General features: G+C 33.6%; 10 protein-coding genes. 5 read left to right on the forward strand and 5 right to left on the reverse strand.

Features of this window, described 5'->3' with window-relative positions:
• Positions 1 to 665: 665 nt before the first annotated feature.
• The 5 genes from B0E44_RS13005 (at position 666) to B0E44_RS13025 (ending at position 13,585) form a co-directional block, all read left to right on the forward strand.
• Complete coding sequence (locus B0E44_RS13005) at positions 666 to 1,244, forward strand: hypothetical protein (protein WP_124019332.1); 579 nt, start codon at positions 666 to 668, stop codon at positions 1,242 to 1,244.
• 55 nt (positions 1,245 to 1,299) lie between these two features.
• Positions 1,300 to 9,765 (forward strand): gliding motility-associated C-terminal domain-containing protein, encoded by an 8,466-nt coding sequence (locus B0E44_RS13010; protein ID WP_077375863.1) that lies wholly within the window; start codon positions 1,300 to 1,302, stop codon positions 9,763 to 9,765.
• Between the two features lie 137 nt (positions 9,766 to 9,902).
• On the forward strand, positions 9,903 to 10,814 hold the full coding sequence (locus B0E44_RS13015) for a type IX secretion system membrane protein PorP/SprF (RefSeq protein WP_077375866.1): 912 nt from the start codon (positions 9,903 to 9,905) through the stop codon (positions 10,812 to 10,814).
• Positions 10,815 to 10,907: 93 nt separating this feature from the next.
• Entirely contained in the window at positions 10,908 to 11,585 is a 678-nt protein-coding gene (locus B0E44_RS13020; protein WP_077375869.1) for a lipopolysaccharide assembly protein LapB, read from the forward strand.
• 47 nt (positions 11,586 to 11,632) lie between these two features.
• Complete coding sequence (locus tag B0E44_RS13025) at positions 11,633 to 13,585, forward strand: OmpA family protein (RefSeq protein ID WP_077375872.1); 1,953 nt, start codon at positions 11,633 to 11,635, stop codon at positions 13,583 to 13,585.
• A gap of 69 nt (positions 13,586 to 13,654) precedes the next feature.
• Here B0E44_RS13025 and B0E44_RS13030 read toward each other — a convergent pair whose 3' ends face one another.
• From B0E44_RS13030 to B0E44_RS13050, 5 genes are all read right to left on the reverse strand, one after another.
• Positions 13,655 to 14,161 carry a CAP domain-containing protein gene (locus tag B0E44_RS13030; RefSeq protein WP_077375875.1) on the reverse strand — a complete coding sequence of 169 codons (507 nt, stop codon included), beginning with the start codon at positions 14,159 to 14,161 and terminating at the stop codon, positions 13,655 to 13,657.
• Between the two features lie 160 nt (positions 14,162 to 14,321).
• Positions 14,322 to 14,966: a pyridoxamine 5'-phosphate oxidase gene (pdxH, locus tag B0E44_RS13035; RefSeq protein WP_077375878.1), complete on the reverse strand. Its 645-nt coding sequence runs from the start codon at positions 14,964 to 14,966 to the stop codon at positions 14,322 to 14,324.
• 132 nt (positions 14,967 to 15,098) lie between these two features.
• Positions 15,099 to 16,004: a ribonuclease Z gene (locus tag B0E44_RS13040; protein WP_077375881.1), complete on the reverse strand. Its 906-nt coding sequence runs from the start codon at positions 16,002 to 16,004 to the stop codon at positions 15,099 to 15,101.
• A gap of 140 nt (positions 16,005 to 16,144) precedes the next feature.
• Positions 16,145 to 16,477, reverse strand: coding sequence for a ribonuclease Z (locus B0E44_RS13045; RefSeq protein ID WP_077375884.1), 333 nt, complete (start codon positions 16,475 to 16,477; stop codon positions 16,145 to 16,147).
• Positions 16,478 to 16,486: 9 nt separating this feature from the next.
• The gene (locus B0E44_RS13050; protein ID WP_077375887.1) at positions 16,487 to 17,413 is read right to left on the reverse strand and encodes an aspartate carbamoyltransferase catalytic subunit; all 927 of its coding nucleotides are present in this window, start codon (positions 17,411 to 17,413) and stop codon (positions 16,487 to 16,489) included.
• Positions 17,414 to 17,437: the final 24 nt, after the last annotated feature.

Consider the following 17,437-nt stretch of genomic DNA (forward strand, 5'->3'; position numbering starts at 1 on the left):
TGTTTAAGGTGTTTTACTTATATTTTTAACTTTTCAACGAGTATTTAGGTTTTTCAAAGACAATCAGATTGGATTATAAACATTCTTTATAATTTTGGTATATAAATAATTATTAGTTTTTTAACCCCAAATAAAAAACATTGTAAAAATTATTTTGTAACCTACTTTAGGCTTTAATACTGAAATTGAAAATTTTGATTAATTCCCAAATCTCAATCAAAATTTAAACACCAAACCTACTGCAATAACTTGTTAACCAGATATTTGTTAACAAATAAGTAAAAGATATTTATTGATTGTATTCCCAAATCACAATCAAAATTAAATTGTCAAAACGGCCTACTTTAATTCACTGTTAACTGGTATCAGTTGCAATTTTGACAAAACAAAATTTTAATTTGATTTAATTCCCAAATCTAAATCAAAATAGAATTTAAAAAAAAACCTACTCAAATCAATTGAGAACTGCTATTAAACTTCAGTTTACAATTTAAACAAAACAAAATTTTAATTTGATTTCTACCCCAAATCCAAATCAAGTCAAAATTGTCTTTTTCGAACCTACTACACGTATCAGTTATTCGTTTGCCTTTTCAAGATTGGCTAAACAAACCAAATTCATCAACTCATTAATTAACAATATTTTAAATTAAAAAACTAAGAATATGAAACCTAAAACTACGCTAAACCTATTTAAAAACTTTTTAGCAATTGAACTTAAAAACTACAGGTTGTTGTTTTTAGCATTTGCAAATAAAAAAGTGTCGTTGTGCTCTTCAATGTTGCTTTATGCATTCATTTTATTATTAAACACTTCTATTACTTATTCACAATCGAGTTCCTGTAAAGCAACACTTCAAGCAAATAAAAACAGATTTACCAAAAGTGTTCCACCAGAAGGAACATCCTATACAATGCAAATTTCAAATACAGGATCATCAAATTCAACTTATACATTGAGTTCCTCTAATGTAAATAGCAGTTGTTCGAATAATGACGGAAGCAGCTCTTCTAGTAATGTTAATTTAAACATATCTTTTTCTGATATGTCCCAAAATTCAATATCCGCAATTTCTTTAAGTCCCGGAGAGACAGCTAATTTCCTTGTTAATGTAAAAGTCCCAACAGGAACTGCTATTAACAAATGGAACTGTACTGAAATAACTGCAACTGCTACCGCTTGTTCTTCATATAAAGTCAGTACAATTCTACATACTTTAGTTAGTGATCCTAATCAAGAATAATTGTTAAGAATCTATACTTATAATACTTAGGTTATTCACCTTAATATAGTTAAAAATGAAAAAACTTTTACACTTCAGCAATTATATAAAAGGATTAAAAAATGAGTTATTTGTAATTCTTTTAATTCTATCATCTGTAGTTGGTTCAGCACAAACAATTACACCTACAAAAACGGTTACCGTTAGACCAGGAGTTTGTGGGAAAATTGATGTTGAACTAAAAATTCAAGGTGCAAATCCAGTTTCAAGACCACTTGAAGTAGTCTTGGTTATTGACGTTTCCGGAAGTATGGATGATGATATTCCAAATGACAATAACATACCTTTGGACTATGCTCAAAATGCAGCTGTAGATTTTATAAATAAAATCTTTCTCCCAGCGAACAATCCAACTGGGAAAAATAAAATTTCCATAGTTAAATATAGTAGTAATGCGACGATTGTAAAACCGTTGACTTTGTCTACTGGTCAAGCAGATTTAATAAATGCAGTAAATGCATTGTCTGCAAATGGTAGTACAAATATTCAAGATGGTATCAAAAAAGCTGATGATGAACTAACGGCTCATGGAACATTTGATTGTGTAACCTCTAGAAGTATTGTATTATTGACAGATGGTGTTGCCAATAGAACTGGCAACGATCAATCTTGCACGTCAGGTCAAGGCGGAAGTTGTATCCAATCGGCTATAACAGCTGCAACTGATGCAAAAACAACAACTGTATCAAGTGTTGTATATAATAACCAAATATTTAGCGTAGGTCTTTTTGGTGCTATCTCCGGTACTGATCAAACTAATGCCGAATATACTTTAAACAATATTCAATCAGGAGGATCTTTTTTTACAGAAAATGCGGCCAACTTAACTGGAATTTATAATCAAATTTTCACACAACTTTCTTGGGTTGCTCAACAAATTATAGGTACTCCATTTGATAAAGAAACTGTAAGTAATGATTTTACTATTGGTGCAGTTACACCTTCAAAAGGTACAGCATCCGTTTCTGGACAAGTAATTTCTTGGAATATAGATTTTCTTAATGTTGAAACTATTACCTTGAAATATGAATTGACTCCAAAATCAAATGTATGCGGTTCTAAAACGGTCAGTACTTCAAGACTAGATTATAGAAACTCAGCATGTGCGAATGCTTTCTTAGACATTGCAACTCCTTCTACTAATATCCCCTGCCCTTCAGTTACTTTGGCATCACAGACTAATGTAAATTGTTTTGGTGACTTAACAGGTAGCATAACAATTAATAATGCAACTGGAGGTACTGGGCCATATTCTTATGCTTGGAAAAAAAATGGATCAGCTTATGCAACTACACAAAACTTAACAGGACTAGGAGCTGGAACCTATACTGTTATTGCAACAGATGCTAATGGTTGTGCATCTAGTGAATTATCAGTAATTATCACACAACCTAGTGCGGAATTAAGCATCGCTATCACTTCACAAACTAATGTAAACTGTTATAATGACACTACTGGAGCTATTGACTTAACAATCTCTGGTGGAACTTCTCCTTATACTTACACTTGGAAAAAAGATGGGAACGCAATCGCTGCAATCACTCAAGATTTATCAGGTATTGGAGCTGGAACTTATGAAGTAACCGTTACAGACGACAAAGGCTGTAAAGCTGTTAAAACAATTACGATTACTCAGCCAAACGCTGGCTTAAGTATAGCAGTAACTTCACAAACCAATGTAAACTGCTATAACGACACTACTGGAGCCATCGACTTGACAATCTCTGGTGGAACTTCTCCTTATACTTATACTTGGAAAAAAGATGGAAACGCAATCGCTGCCATTACTCAAGATTTATCAGGTATTGGAGCTGGAACGTATGAAGTAACTGTTACCGACGACAAGGGCTGTAAAGCGATTAAATCGATAGTAATAGAGCAACCAAGCGCTGGTTTAAGTATTGCAGTAACTTCACAAACCAATGTAAACTGTTATAATGACACTACTGGAGCCATCGACTTGACAATCTCTGGTGGAACTTCTCCTTATACTTATACTTGGAAAAAAGACGGAAACGCAATCGCTGCCATTACTCAAGATTTATCAGGTATTGGAGCTGGAACGTATGAAGTAACTGTTACCGACGACAAAGGCTGTAAAGCTGTTAAAACAATTACAATTACTCAACCAAGTGCTGGTTTAAGTATTGCAGTAACTTCACAAACCAATGTAAATTGCTATAACGACACTACTGGAGCCATCGACTTGACAATCTCTGGTGGAACTTCTCCTTATACTTATACTTGGAAAAAAGACGGGAACGCAATCGCTGCTATCACTCAAGATTTATCAGGTATTGGAGCTGGAACTTATGAAGTAACAGTTACAGATGACAAAGGTTGTAAAGCGACTAAATCGATAGTAATAGATCAACCAAGCGCTGGTTTAAGTATAGCAGTAACTTCACAAACCAATGTAAATTGCTATAACGACACTACTGGAGCTATCGACTTGACAATCTCAGGGGGAACTTCTCCATATACTTATACTTGGAAAAAAGATGGGAACGCAATCGCTGCTATCACTCAAGATTTATCAGGTATTGGAGCTGGTACTTATGAAGTAACCGTTACCGACGATAAAGGCTGTAAAGCTGTTAAAACAATTACGATTACTCAACCAAGTGCTGGTTTAAGTATTGCAGTAACTTCACAAACCAATGTAAATTGCTATAACGACACTACTGGAGCCATCGACTTGACAATCTCTGGTGGAACTTCTCCTTATACTTATACTTGGAAAAAAGATGGGAATGCAATCGCTGCTATCACTCAAGATTTATCAGGTATTGGAGCTGGAACTTATGAAGTAACAGTTACAGATGACAAAGGTTGTAAAGCGACTAAATCGATAGTAATAGATCAACCAAGCGCTGGTTTAAGTATTGCAGTAACTTCACAAACCAATGTAAATTGCTATAACGACACTACTGGAGCTATCGACTTGACAATCTCTGGTGGAACTTCTCCTTATACTTATACTTGGAAAAAAGACGGAAACGCAATCGCTGCCATTACTCAAGATTTATCAGGTATTGGAGCTGGAACGTATGAAGTAACTGTTACCGACGACAAAGGCTGTAAAGCGACTAAATCGATCGTAATAGATCAACCACAGTCTTCTTTAACCTGTTCAATAACACAAAACAAAGCTGTTTCCGCTAATGGACTAAGCGATGGTGAAGCAACAGTTACTCCACTTGGTGGAACATCAGGTTACACCTACTTATGGGATAATGGTGAGACTACCCAAAAAGCAATTGCTCTTGACGCTGGCTCACATACAGTCACAGTTACAGATTCCAAAGGTTGTAAAACTACATGCGAAATAATAATTACAGAACCTAATGTATTGTCTTGCAGTATCACCCAAAATGCTCCTGCAAAATGTTATGGAGACAGCAATGGAGTAGCTACTGTTACTGCCATTGGCGGAAACGGGGATTACACCTACTTATGGGATAACGGTGAAACTACTAGCCAAGCCGTTGGTTTAAGTGCGGGATTACATAGTGTTACTGTAACTGATAAATTAGGCTACAAAACAACTTGTAGCGTAACTATCGGACAACCTCAAGCTGCTTTAACTTGTTCAATAATACAAAACAAAGCGGTTTCAGCTAATGGACTAAGCGATGGTGAAGCAACAGTTACTCCACTTGGTGGAAATGGAGGTTACACCTACTTATGGGATAATGGCGAAACTACTGCAAAAGCTGTAGGCCTAGATGCTGGACTTCACTCTGTAACAGTTACTGATTCCAAAGGTTGCAAAACCACCTGTGAAATCACAATTACGCAACCTGATGTATTATCATGCAGTATCACCCAAAATGCACCTGCAAAATGTTATGGTGACAGCAACGGTATTGCAACTGTTACCGCAATTGGCGGAAATGGAGAGTATACTTACTTATGGGACAACGGAGAAACTACACAACAAGCTGTTGGCTTAAGTGCAGGTTCACACAGTGTTACTGTGACTGATAAATTGGGTTACAAAACAACTTGCAACGTAACGATTGGACAACCTCAAGCTGCTTTAAGTGCTACAGCAGTAATCATAAACAATAATAATTGTATTGGTTGTAGCAATGGTTCAATTGATCTAACAGTTTCTGGAGGTACAGCACCTTATACATTCTTATGGTCAAATGGGGCTACAACAGAAGATATTTCGAACTTATCAAATGGTACATATAGTGTTGAGATTACAGATAGTAAAGGTTGCAAAGCTAATTACACATACGTTATTTCAGAATCTAGCATCAATATCACCAAAGACGGAACTTATGTAGATTCAAACCAAGATGGAATCACCAACGTAGGAGATGTCGTTACCTATAATTTCGTAATTACAAATACAGGAAGTGTCCCTCTAACAAACATTACTGTAACTGATAATAATGCAGTGATTACAGGTGGGCCAATTCCAACTCTTGCACCAGGAGCATCAGATTCAACAACATTCTCAGGTTCTCATGTGATTACCCAAGAAGACATCAATACTGGATATGTTTATAACTTGGCTACAGCTACTGGAAATGATCCTGAAGATAAACCTGTTACAGATACTTCTTCAGATCCTACTCCTTGTACCACATGTCCAATAGATCCTGAGTGTCCTGATTGTACAATTACACCTCTTACACAGTCTCCAAGTATAAATATTACTAAAGACGGAACTTATGTGGACAGTAATCAAGATGGAATTACCAATGTTGGAGATGTGGTTACTTACAATTTTGTAGTGACAAATACTGGAAATACAACATTAACCGACGTGACAGTCACTGATAATAATGCAACTATTTCAGGGGGACCAATTGCAATACTAGCTGTTGGAGCAACTGACTCAACAACATTCTCTGGTTCTCATGTTATCACACAAGAAGACATTAATACTGGATATGTGTATAACTTGGCAACAGTAACATCCAAAGATCCAAAAGGGAATCCTGTAACAGATACTTCATCAGATCCTACGCCTTGTACAACATGTCCAATTGATCCTGAGTGTCCTGATTGTACAATTACACCTCTAACTCAGTCTCCAAGTATAAATATTACTAAAGACGGAACTTATGTGGACAGTAATCAAGATGGAATTACCAATATTGGCGATGTGGTTACTTACAATTTTGTAATAACAAATACTGGTAATACAACTTTAACCGATGTAACAGTTACCGATAATAATGCAACCATTACAGGAGGGCCAATTGCAACTCTTCCTGTTGGAGCAACAGACTCTACAACATTCTCTGGTTCTCATGTTATCACACAAGAAGACATTAATACTGGATATGTATATAACTTGGCAACTGTAACATCCAAAGATCCAAAAGGAAATCCTGTAACGGATACTTCTTCTGATCCTACGCCTTGTACTACTTGCCCAATTAATCCTGAGTGTCCTGATTGTACAATTACACCATTAACACCATCTCCAGGATTGGTAGTTATCAAAACTGCAACAACAGCTAGTTTTAGTGTAGTTGGTGATGTAATTAATTATACAATAACTGTAAAAAATACAGGTAACCAAACATTACATCAAATAACTGTAAAAGATCCACTTACAGGATTAGACACAATTATAGATGTTTTAGCGCCTGGTGCGAGTTCAGAATATACTCAAAGCTATACTGTAACTCAAGAAGATTTAAATAAAGGTTCAGTTACCAATGTTGCAAAAGCGGATGGACTTACACCAAATGAAACACCTATAAGTGCATCAGATGATGAAATTGTAAACGAAAAAACAAATCCAATTGATGCTGTTGATGATAATGCAGGAACAATTGTTGGTGTGAATCAAACTACAACAAATGTCATTAATGTTTTCACTAATGATACTTTGAATGCATCACCAGTAAATCCAGCAGATGTAATTTTAACAACAGTTACATCAAACCCATTCTTGCAAATGAATCCGGACGGATCGATTGATGTATTGCCGGATGCACCTGTTGGAACACAAACGATGACGTATCAAATATGTGAAAAATTAAATAACACTAATTGTGATACTGCTACAGTAACTGTAACAATAGAAGGGCCGACCATGACAGTATCTGGAGAAGGAATTTGTATTAATGATGTTCCTTATTTCAGCTATACGACTACTGCCAATAACTTCACTCCTGTTGATGGATTGACATTAACATGGACAGATAGCAATAATAATGTAGTTGCTACAATGACCAACTTGCCATTGAATGGAAAAGTACTATGGCCAGGAGCAATTGTTGATGATAATGGAAATGGAATAGATTGGCCAGGTTGGTTATTAGTTGATGGAAAATGGATTGAAGGGCCTGATGGTTTTGAAAACCTTAGACCAACAGCTTCAATAACATTTACATTAAACCCAAGTCAAACCATTGTAGCAAATTATCCTCCATCGGATCCATTTTGTACCTCTAGACCGACATTTAAAATTGATGCTGTAGATGACACAGCTGGGCCAATAGACGGCATAAATGGTGCTTCGAATGTTCTTAATGTATTCAATAATGATACTTTGAATACAGTTGCTGTAAATCCTGCCGATGTCACTTTGACTTTAGTAACACCAGATGCAACAGGCTATATGACAATGAACACTGATGGTTCTATAGATTTAAAAGATGGTACGCCAGCAGGAACTTATACATTAGTTTATCAAATTTGTGAAATTGCAGATAATGGAAATTGCGATACTGCAACTGTAACCATAACTGTAATTTGTAATAATACAACAAAAATTGCTGGTACAGTTTTCAATGCAGGAACTAATACTCCTATAGCAAATGTTCCAGTAAACTTAGTTCCTCAAGGAACTACAACTGGTCCAATCCTAATTAGAATAACAAATGCTCAAGGATATTATAATTTTACTGGAATGGTTCCTGGTGATTATTTAGTACAAGTGCAAGATGCCAATTTAAATAGCGCCTATCAATTGTATCCAGTTGATTCAAGTTTATTTTTTACAACTTTAGAAAACTGTGTATATCAAGTACATGATTTTGGATATGACAAATCTGATTTACCTGTATTAGGAGACTTTGTTTGGTATGATGTAAACAACAATGGCATACAAGATGAATGGTTTGATGCCAACAATGATAATTTGGTAACTCAAAACATACCCGATGCCAACGGCTCATTTGATTATAGCAAATGGGAATGGATTGACCTTAATGGTGATGGAAGCTATAAAGGTCCATTGAATGTTGGGGAATTAAATGCGGCTGGTTTTGGTAATGCAAAATCCTCAAATATATTTGTAACTGGTCCAAATAATTATTCAGATTCAGTAATTATAGGAATCCAAGGTTTCTGGAGAAACAGACCAGATGCAGGTGCATTTGGAGACTATAAAGTTGAACTAAAAATGGATGCCAACTTAGAAGCACAATCTTCAGCAATGGGTGCCACAGGATTGGTGAAAGTTTTACCAAGTACTGGTAAAAATGGAAATTCACCAAAAACTGGTAAACCAGCAAGCTTTGAAGTTTGTGGACCAACAAATGATAACCCGCAAACGGCTGCTATAACTGCTGCAGATCAAGTTCACTTAGATATCGATTTTGGTATCAGTTGTAAAATGTTTGCCAATATACAGCCGACACCTGACCAATTTAGTGTAACACAATGTTCAATTGGTGATGCAATTCGTAATGCACTAAGCAACGATTTATTAGATGGCTCTATAGCGGATATTACGAAATTTAAATTTAAATTATTAACTGCTATCGGACAAAATATCAAAATTGATGACAATGGAAATGTAACTTTTGCAAATGGTGTAGCAGCTGGTCAATATATATTCGAATATCAAGTTTGTGAAGCTGCAAATCCTACAAACTGTGGTACATCGACAATTACAATTAATGTAGCAGCAATTGAGCCTATTACAATTACCAGTCCAGCGTTTTGTAATGCTGACACGACTCCAATTGATTTAACATCATTATTACCTCAAGGAATACCAACAGGTGGGACTTGGATTGATACAGATGGTACGGGAGGATTAAATGGTAATATTCTAAATGCTTTTGGATTACCAGTAAACACCTATAATTTTGAATACAAAATTGCGGGAGATTGTCCAAGAAGCTTAACTCTTGTAATGGCAATTAATGATGACTGTAAAGTACTTCCTTGCAAAACTATAATTGTACACAATGCTTTCTCTGCTAATGAGGATGGACGAAATGATCATTTCCAAATTGAAAATATTGAAGACAACGATTGTTATAGAAATATAAGAGTTGAAGTATTCAATCGTTGGGGAGTTTTAGTTTTTGAGAAAGACAATTATAACAATGAAGGTAACGCATTTAGAGGAAGATCAGAAGGTAGAACAACCATAAATAAAAATGAAGGTTTACCAACAGGAACGTATTTCTATATAATAAGTTACGATACCGTTGATGATCTTGGCAAAACTTTAAGAATTAAAAAAGATGGTTATCTCTATTTAGTAAAATAAATTAGAACTATAAGATACTCTGAGTAATTCTCAGAGTATCTTCAAATATCCATATTAAAAAACAATACTATTTATCATTATATCCTCAAAACTATGCTATTGAAAAATAGCCATTTAAAACCAACAAATAGCTAACTATGAAAACAAAATTATTTTCAATCGTTATGATGTTTACAGCCATTGCAGGTTACACGCAACAAGATGCACAGTATACTCAATATATGTACAACACAATAAATGTGAACCCAGCATATGCTGGTTCGAGAGGTGCCTTAAGCTTTTTTGCTTTGCATCGTACGCAATGGGTCGGCCTTGACGGTGCTCCTGTTACAAACACATTGTCTGCAAACACTCCTTTCAATAACAGTAAATTAGGATTAGGTGTTTCTATAGTAAATGATGAAATTGGTCCGTCAACAACCAATTCAATTTCAACTGATATATCTTATACAATTCCGGTATCCGAATCGTATAAACTGTCATTTGGTGTAAAAGGAACAGCAAATCTATTTAGCATTGATGTAAACAAATTGAACCCAAGTGACCAAACTGACCCACAATTTCAAAACTTTGATAATGAATTTTCGCCTAATATTGGAGCGGGATTGTATTTGCACTCTGATAAAGCCTATATAGGATTTTCAGTTCCAAACTTTATTGAAACAGATGCATACAATGACAATGATGTAGCTATTTATAAAGAAAAAATAAACTATTATTTAATTGGGGGATATGTTTTCGATTTAAGCTCTTCTATAAAATTTAAGCCAAGTTTCATGACTAAATTAGTTGAAGGATCACCTTTACAGGTAGATGTTTCTGGTAATTTTATGTTCAGTGAAAAATTTGTTGTTGGGTTAGCTTATAGATGGAGTGCTGCAGTGACTGCTATGGTTGGTTTCCAGGCATCAGATGCATTCTATGTTGGATATGCCTATGATTTTGAAACTACAGAGTTAGACAATTACAACTCTGGTTCCCATGAAATCTTTTTACGTTATGAGATTTTCAAGAAAAACAGCAAAATCATAACTCCTAGATTCTTTTAGTCATATCAATGATTCGTCATTCAATTAATGAAATTAAAGAATCCGTAAATAGTAATTACATAATACAAAGTGTTTACTCCTAAAACTAATGTCATGAAAAATCAAATACTTCTTTACACCGTAATTATAAGTGTATTTTCATTCAATAGTTGGGCTCAAAAAAATGCAATTTCGTTAAATGAAAAAAAAGCAGATGGATCAACTAATAGTTTAGTAATGGATAACAAAATTTTGCATCCGAACATGAAAGTGAAATATTATCATGTAGAAGAAATAGTTCCAATGAAATTTGGTGGTTATAAAACTGTTTATGATGTAAGTAATCCAAAACTAATTCGAACTTATGATTTGGGCCCCAATAGCAAACGAATTGTTACTCCAGTATTCGCTGAAGTGCAAGAGCCTGAAAAAACTATTCTCAAATCAGATACAACATTGAATGTTGAAAATGCTAAACTTTCAATTTCAGAAGCTCCTAAAAAGGTGGATACCTATGCCTATATAGATATTATTAAAACATACGAAAGAGTTGCCGATAAAGGATACGAATCTATAGACATGTTAAAAAAAATGGGAAATTCATACTTTTTTAATGACGAATTAGAAAAAGCCGAAAAATGCTATGGCAAACTATTTAATAAAACATCAGATTTAGAACCTGAATATTATTATCGCTATTCTATTGCGCTTAAATCGGCTGGAAAAACCGACAAGTCAAATGAATACTTAAAAAAATACAATCAATTATCTAGCAACAATACTAGATTATAACACTTATAGTAATCAAAATATTATTAAGATTCCTAAAAATTAGTATTATGAAAAACATTACAGTAATTTACTTAACGATACTCTTCTTTTCATCATCAAGCAATTATGCTCAAAAAGCTAAAGTATCAAATGCGGATAAAAAATACGACAATTATGCCTATATCGACGCAATAAAAACATACGAAAGAATTGCCGGGAAAGGGTATCAATCGCCTGATATGTATCAAAAGTTGGGGAATGCATATTTCTTTAATTCAGAGTTAGATAAAGCAGCCAATTGGTATAGTCAATTATTTACTTTAACAACAAATGTTGACCCAGTATATTATTACAGATATGCCTACTGTTTAAGATCGATTGGAGATAACGAAAAAGCAAACCAAATGCTTAAAATCTACAATGAGAAATCAGACAACACTAACAAAGGGGAGCATTACATCCAAGAGGTAAATTACTTGGACAAAATAAAAGAAAATTCAGGTCGTTACAAAATTAAAGACGCTGGAATCAATACTAAATATACTGATTATGGAAGCTCATTTTACGGTGAAAACAAACTAGTTTTTGCTTCATCAAGGGACACAGGAAGCTTAGGCCAAAGAAAACATACTTGGACCGATCAATATTTTACCAATTTATATGAATCTGACTTAACTGGTGATTCATTAACCCCTTCAAAAGTGAACAAATTTGCAAAAAGTGTTAAGTCAAAATTTCATGAAGCCAGTCCCGTTTTTACAAAAGATGGAAATACCATGTATTTTACTAGAAATAATTATTTAGAAGGAAAAAAAGGAAAAGATGATAATAAAGTTACATTAGTAAAATTATACAAAGCCAGTTTTGTAGATAAAGAGTGGACAAATGTTACTGAATTGCCTTTCAACAGTAACAATTATAGTACCGCACATCCTTCACTTAGTCCTGATGAGAAAACTTTATATTTTGTTTCAGACATGCCTGGAACCATGGGGGAATCAGATATATTTAAAGTTAGTATCAATAGCGATGGTAGTTATGGAACTCCACAAAATTTAGGAAAAATCATTAATACAGCTGGAAGAGAAACATTTCCCTTTGTAAGTGACGAAAATGAAATCTATTTTTCTTCCGATACGCATTCCGGACTTGGAGGTTTGGACATATTTGTATCCAAAATTAATCCTGATGGAACTTTCGACGAGGTTCAAAATGTTGGAGCTGATGTTAATTCCCAAAAAGATGATTTTGCATATTTAATAAATACTAAAAATAGAATTGGCTTTTTCTCTTCCAACAGAGATGGAGGAAAAGGATATGATGATATTTATCAATTTTTAGAAACCAAAAGACTAGTTCCAAAATGTAAACCCGAAATAAGTGGAATTATAACAGATTCTATTTCTAAACAAGTTTTATCAAATGTAAAAGTAACCCTTTATGACGATCAACATAAAGCAATAAGCAGTTTTCAATCTGATTCTGATGGCAAATATTCCTTTCCTAATTTAGAATTCAAAAAAACGTATAGTGTAAGAGCTGAAATTGAAAATTATACCACTGCTGAAAAAACGGCCACAATAAAAATTAACGACTGTACAACTCCTTTGAATTTTGCTTTAGAGAAAGCTTTGTGTAAAGTTGCAATTGGTGATGATTTAGGTAAATGTTTTGGAATCAAATGGATCTATTTTGATTTAGATAAATCAAATATTAGACCGGAAGCAGCACTGGATTTGGCTAAAATATTAGATGTAATGGGACAATATCCAAATATGAAAATTGATATCCGTTCACATACCGATAGTCGTGCTTCTCACAAATACAATGATGGATTATCCGAAAGAAGAGCTAAATCAACAAAAGATTGGTTAATCAAAAATGGTATTAGCTCAAATAGATTGACCAGCAAAGGTTATGGAGAAACTCAATTAGTTAATAAATGTTCTGATGACGTACAATGTACTGAAGAAGAACATCAACAAAATAGACGTAGTGAATTTATTATTACAGCTCTATAATGAAGTACCCTAAAAAACAAAAAAAACTACCATTTAGGTAGTTTTTTTGTTTTTATTCAGTTTCTATTTTTAAATTTTAACAAAAATATTTGTGTAGTATTTTTTTCCATTTGCAGGATTTTCTCTAATTGAAAGACCAAAATGCGTAAAGTTGCCTTCTATATTTTGTTTGTGTCCCTCACTTTTCAGCCAAGCATCAAAAGCACCCTTGGCACTATTATAATTGTAAGCTATATTTTCGCTTACATTTTTTGCTTTCAAAACTTTCATGATATTTGCTGAACGTGCCTCAAAATCATTATGATTCACAACATTGTTAGCTATCATATAATGATCATGCTCTTCAGATTTATACGAAACATGATTTATTTTTTCTAAAGGATTTAAACCTAAACTTACTCGGTGATCATTAATCAAAGCCATCGTTTCTAATTCAACTGGGCTATATTCATAATTTAATACAACTTTTAAATCTTCAGAAGTTTCTTGTGATGAAGCATTATCTTCGGCTGTACAGGAAGCCATAAAACACAAAATTGCAGTAAAAAAAGATAGACGAAGTAATTTCGAATTCATAATGATAGTAGTTTAAATTTAAAGTAGATTGGGGGCAAACTGCTTTAACGTTAACGGTTTAGGTTAAATAGTAAACCAAATAAAATCACTAAACTTTAAACTACCAAATAAAATCGATGAACTACATAAAAAACACAAATTTAGATGCGATATTCTTACATTATGGAGCGAGTCGTGAAATTTTCCAATTAAAATCCTCCTGAAGAGTATAACGAATTCGATCATGCAAACGATTTGGTCTTCCTTGCCAAAATTCTACTTCTAAAGGATTTACCAAAAATCCTCCCCAATGCATTGGGCGAGGAATTTCTTTTCCTTCAAAATCTTTTTCCAATTGTTTTAAACTCTCTTCAAGCAACTTTCGTGAAGGAATAACTTCACTTTGATTGGAAACTATAGCGCCTAATTTGCTTCCATCTGGTCTTGACTCAAAATAACCATCTGAAATGTTTTCAGAAGTTTTCTGGGCAATTCCTTTTATTATTACCTGTCTCTCCAAGCTTTCCCAAAAAAAAGAGAGACATATTTTTGGATTATTGGCTATAGCCCTACCCTTTTCAGAATTATAATTTGTAAAAAAAATGAATCCTTCTTCATTGAATTTTTTCAATAAAACAATACGTGATTTTGGAAAACCATCCAATCCAATTGTAGAAACTGTCATGGCATTGACTTCGCCAGCCTCATCAAAATCTTCAACTTCATGAAACCATCTATTAAAAAGGTTCATTGGATCTTCAGGAATCGAAGATTCTAATAATTCACTTTTCTCATATGATTTTCTATAATTACTTAAATCATTCATTTTTTTTAAAATTAGTTAGATTAACTGGACATTTAGATTATTGGACATTTAGATTATTAGATTATTGAAAATACGTTCCTTTTCACATTTAGTATCTAACAGTCTAAAAATCTTTAAATCTAACTATCCATCTTAAAATTCAAAACTTTTGCCGTCATCAGCTAATAACACTTCTTCAAAAATAGTTTCTGCTTCTTCTTTGAATAAACCAATGCTGTCATAGCGAGTAGAATAATGGCCTAAAATCAGTTGCTTCGCATTGGCTTTCAAAGCAATTCTTGCAGCTTCCTTGGCAGTGGAATGCATTGTCTTTTGTGCCAATGATTCTTCGGATTGCAAGAATGTGGATTCGTGATATAATACAGTAACATTTTCTATTAAAGGAATTATATCTTCATTGTATTTAGTATCCGAACAAAAAGCATAACTCAAAGCTGGAATTGGATCAAATGTCAATTTATCGTTGGGAATAATTCGACCATCCTCAAGTGTGATATCTTTCCCGTTTTTGATATTCTGATAATAGCAGGTATCAATTTCATAATCCTGAACAGTATTTAAGTCAAGTCTACGTTCGCCTATTTTTTCCTGAAATAAAAAACCATTGGTATAAACGCGATGCTTTAACGGAATGGTTTTTACGATTACTTTATCGTCTTCATAAACGATTTCACTTTCTTTAGATTTTAATTCATGAAAAAATAATTGATAATTAGTCCATGAATTGGATAGTTTTAATTGCAAATCAATTATCTCTTTTATCCCTTTTGGACCATAAATATGAAGATCTGTAGTGCGGCCTAAAAGTGCAAAAGTAGAAATCAAACCTATTAATCCAAAAAAATGATCACCATGCAAATGAGAAATGAATACATGATTGATTTTTGAAAATTTTAATTTATTTTTTCGCAACTGCACTTGGGTACCTTCTCCACAGTCAATCAAAAAAAGTCTGTTTTTAATTTCTAAAACCTGAGAAGTGGGATTGGTTAAAGTACGAGGTGTCGCGGCATAACAGCCAAGAATTGTTAGTTTCAATTGTTTTTTTGTTTAAAATATTGTTTAAAAATGGTTTAAAGTTGTTTAAGCTGGTTTAACGCAGTTTTAATCTTGAAAATTAGACATACACAATCATTCAACAATTTTAAACATTTAAACTTTAAACAATTTTAAACTTTTTAGAATCCTAAATCTCTTTCAATTTCATCCATTTCAATCAAATCTTGAGCTTCCAATTGGGTTGGAACTACGGTAATAGAAACGGGAACTTTATTATAGTCTAAATCTTGAACAACAAAAACCAAAGATTTTTTTTCTTTTTTATGTTTTTTGGCTAACTCAGAAAAAATTTTAATTGATTTTACATCAACTGATTTGTCATGTGAAATATCCAAAATAAGATTATGATCTTTGAAACTGTTGTATTGACTATTTATTTTCTCAAGAAATTCTACAATATCTCCTTCAGTATCTTTAATTATAATTGTATGTCCTTTGGTAGTAACTTTCATAGTCGTTGTTTATTGGATTTTTGATGCCAAAAGATAGATAACTGCCATTCTTATAGCAACCCCATTCTCTACTTGATTTAAAATCACCGATTGTTGCGAATCGGCAACGTCACTTGTAATTTCAACTCCACGATTTATAGGCCCTGGATGCATAATTACAATTTCTTTATCGAGTGAATCCAATAAAGCTTTATCTACGCCATACTGTTGAGCATACTCTCTAGTTGATGGAAAAAAATTCACATCCATTCTTTCATTTTGTACTCTTAACATATTCGCTACATCACACCATTCAAGTGCTTTACGCAAATTGGGTTCAACAGTCACTCCAAGTGATTCAATATATCTTGGTATAAGTGTTTTGGGTCCGCAAACTTTAACTTCGGCACCTTGCATTTGCAAAGCATATATATTCGAAAGTGCTACTCTTGAATGCAAAATATCACCGACAATAACTACTTTTTTCCCTGCTACATCTCCTAATTTTTCTCTGATGGAATAACTGTCCAATAAAGCTTGTGTAGGATGTTCATGGGCTCCATCACCAGCATTTACGATACTTGCCTTTACATTTTTGGATAAAAAATAAGCGGCACCAGGATTCGAATGTCTCATGACAACCATATCCACTTTCATCGAAAGAATATTATTTACCGTATCTATTAATGTTTCTCCTTTTTTTACCGAAGATTGTGCTGCCGAAAAACTGATTACATCAGCAGATAAACGTTTTTGAGCTAATTCAAATGATAATTTTGTTCGTGTACTGTTTTCAAAAAAAATATTAGCAATTGTAATATCCCGCAATGAAGGCACTTTCTTTATTGGGCGATTAATTACTTCTTTAAAATGATCGGCAGTTTCAAAAATCAGGTTAATATCATTCTCGTTAATATATTTAATACCTAATAAATGATTTACACTTAATTCGCTCATTATGTTTTTTGTTTATTCGTTTAA

This window comes from Flavobacterium sp. A45, from assembly GCF_002001005.1.
In the GTDB taxonomy this organism is placed as follows: domain Bacteria; phylum Bacteroidota; class Bacteroidia; order Flavobacteriales; family Flavobacteriaceae; genus Flavobacterium.

What these genes read in the sequence shown, in the direction of transcription:
- B0E44_RS13005 (WP_124019332.1), top strand. Translation starts at nt 666, where the DNA reads ATGAAACCTAAAACTACGCTAAACCTATTTAAAAACTTTTTAGCAATT.
- B0E44_RS13010 (WP_077375863.1), top strand. Translation starts at nt 1,300, where the DNA reads ATGAAAAAACTTTTACACTTCAGCAATTATATAAAAGGATTAAAAAAT.
- B0E44_RS13015 (WP_077375866.1), top strand. Translation starts at nt 9,903, where the DNA reads ATGAAAACAAAATTATTTTCAATCGTTATGATGTTTACAGCCATTGCA.
- B0E44_RS13020 (WP_077375869.1), top strand. Translation starts at nt 10,908, where the DNA reads ATGAAAAATCAAATACTTCTTTACACCGTAATTATAAGTGTATTTTCA.
- B0E44_RS13025 (WP_077375872.1), top strand. Translation starts at nt 11,633, where the DNA reads ATGAAAAACATTACAGTAATTTACTTAACGATACTCTTCTTTTCATCA.
- B0E44_RS13030 (WP_077375875.1), bottom strand. Translation starts at nt 14,161, where the DNA reads ATGAATTCGAAATTACTTCGTCTATCTTTTTTTACTGCAATTTTGTGT.
- pdxH (WP_077375878.1), bottom strand. Translation starts at nt 14,966, where the DNA reads ATGAATGATTTAAGTAATTATAGAAAATCATATGAGAAAAGTGAATTA.
- B0E44_RS13045 (WP_077375884.1), bottom strand. Translation starts at nt 16,477, where the DNA reads ATGAAAGTTACTACCAAAGGACATACAATTATAATTAAAGATACTGAA.
- B0E44_RS13050 (WP_077375887.1), bottom strand. Translation starts at nt 17,413, where the DNA reads ATGAGCGAATTAAGTGTAAATCATTTATTAGGTATTAAATATATTAAC.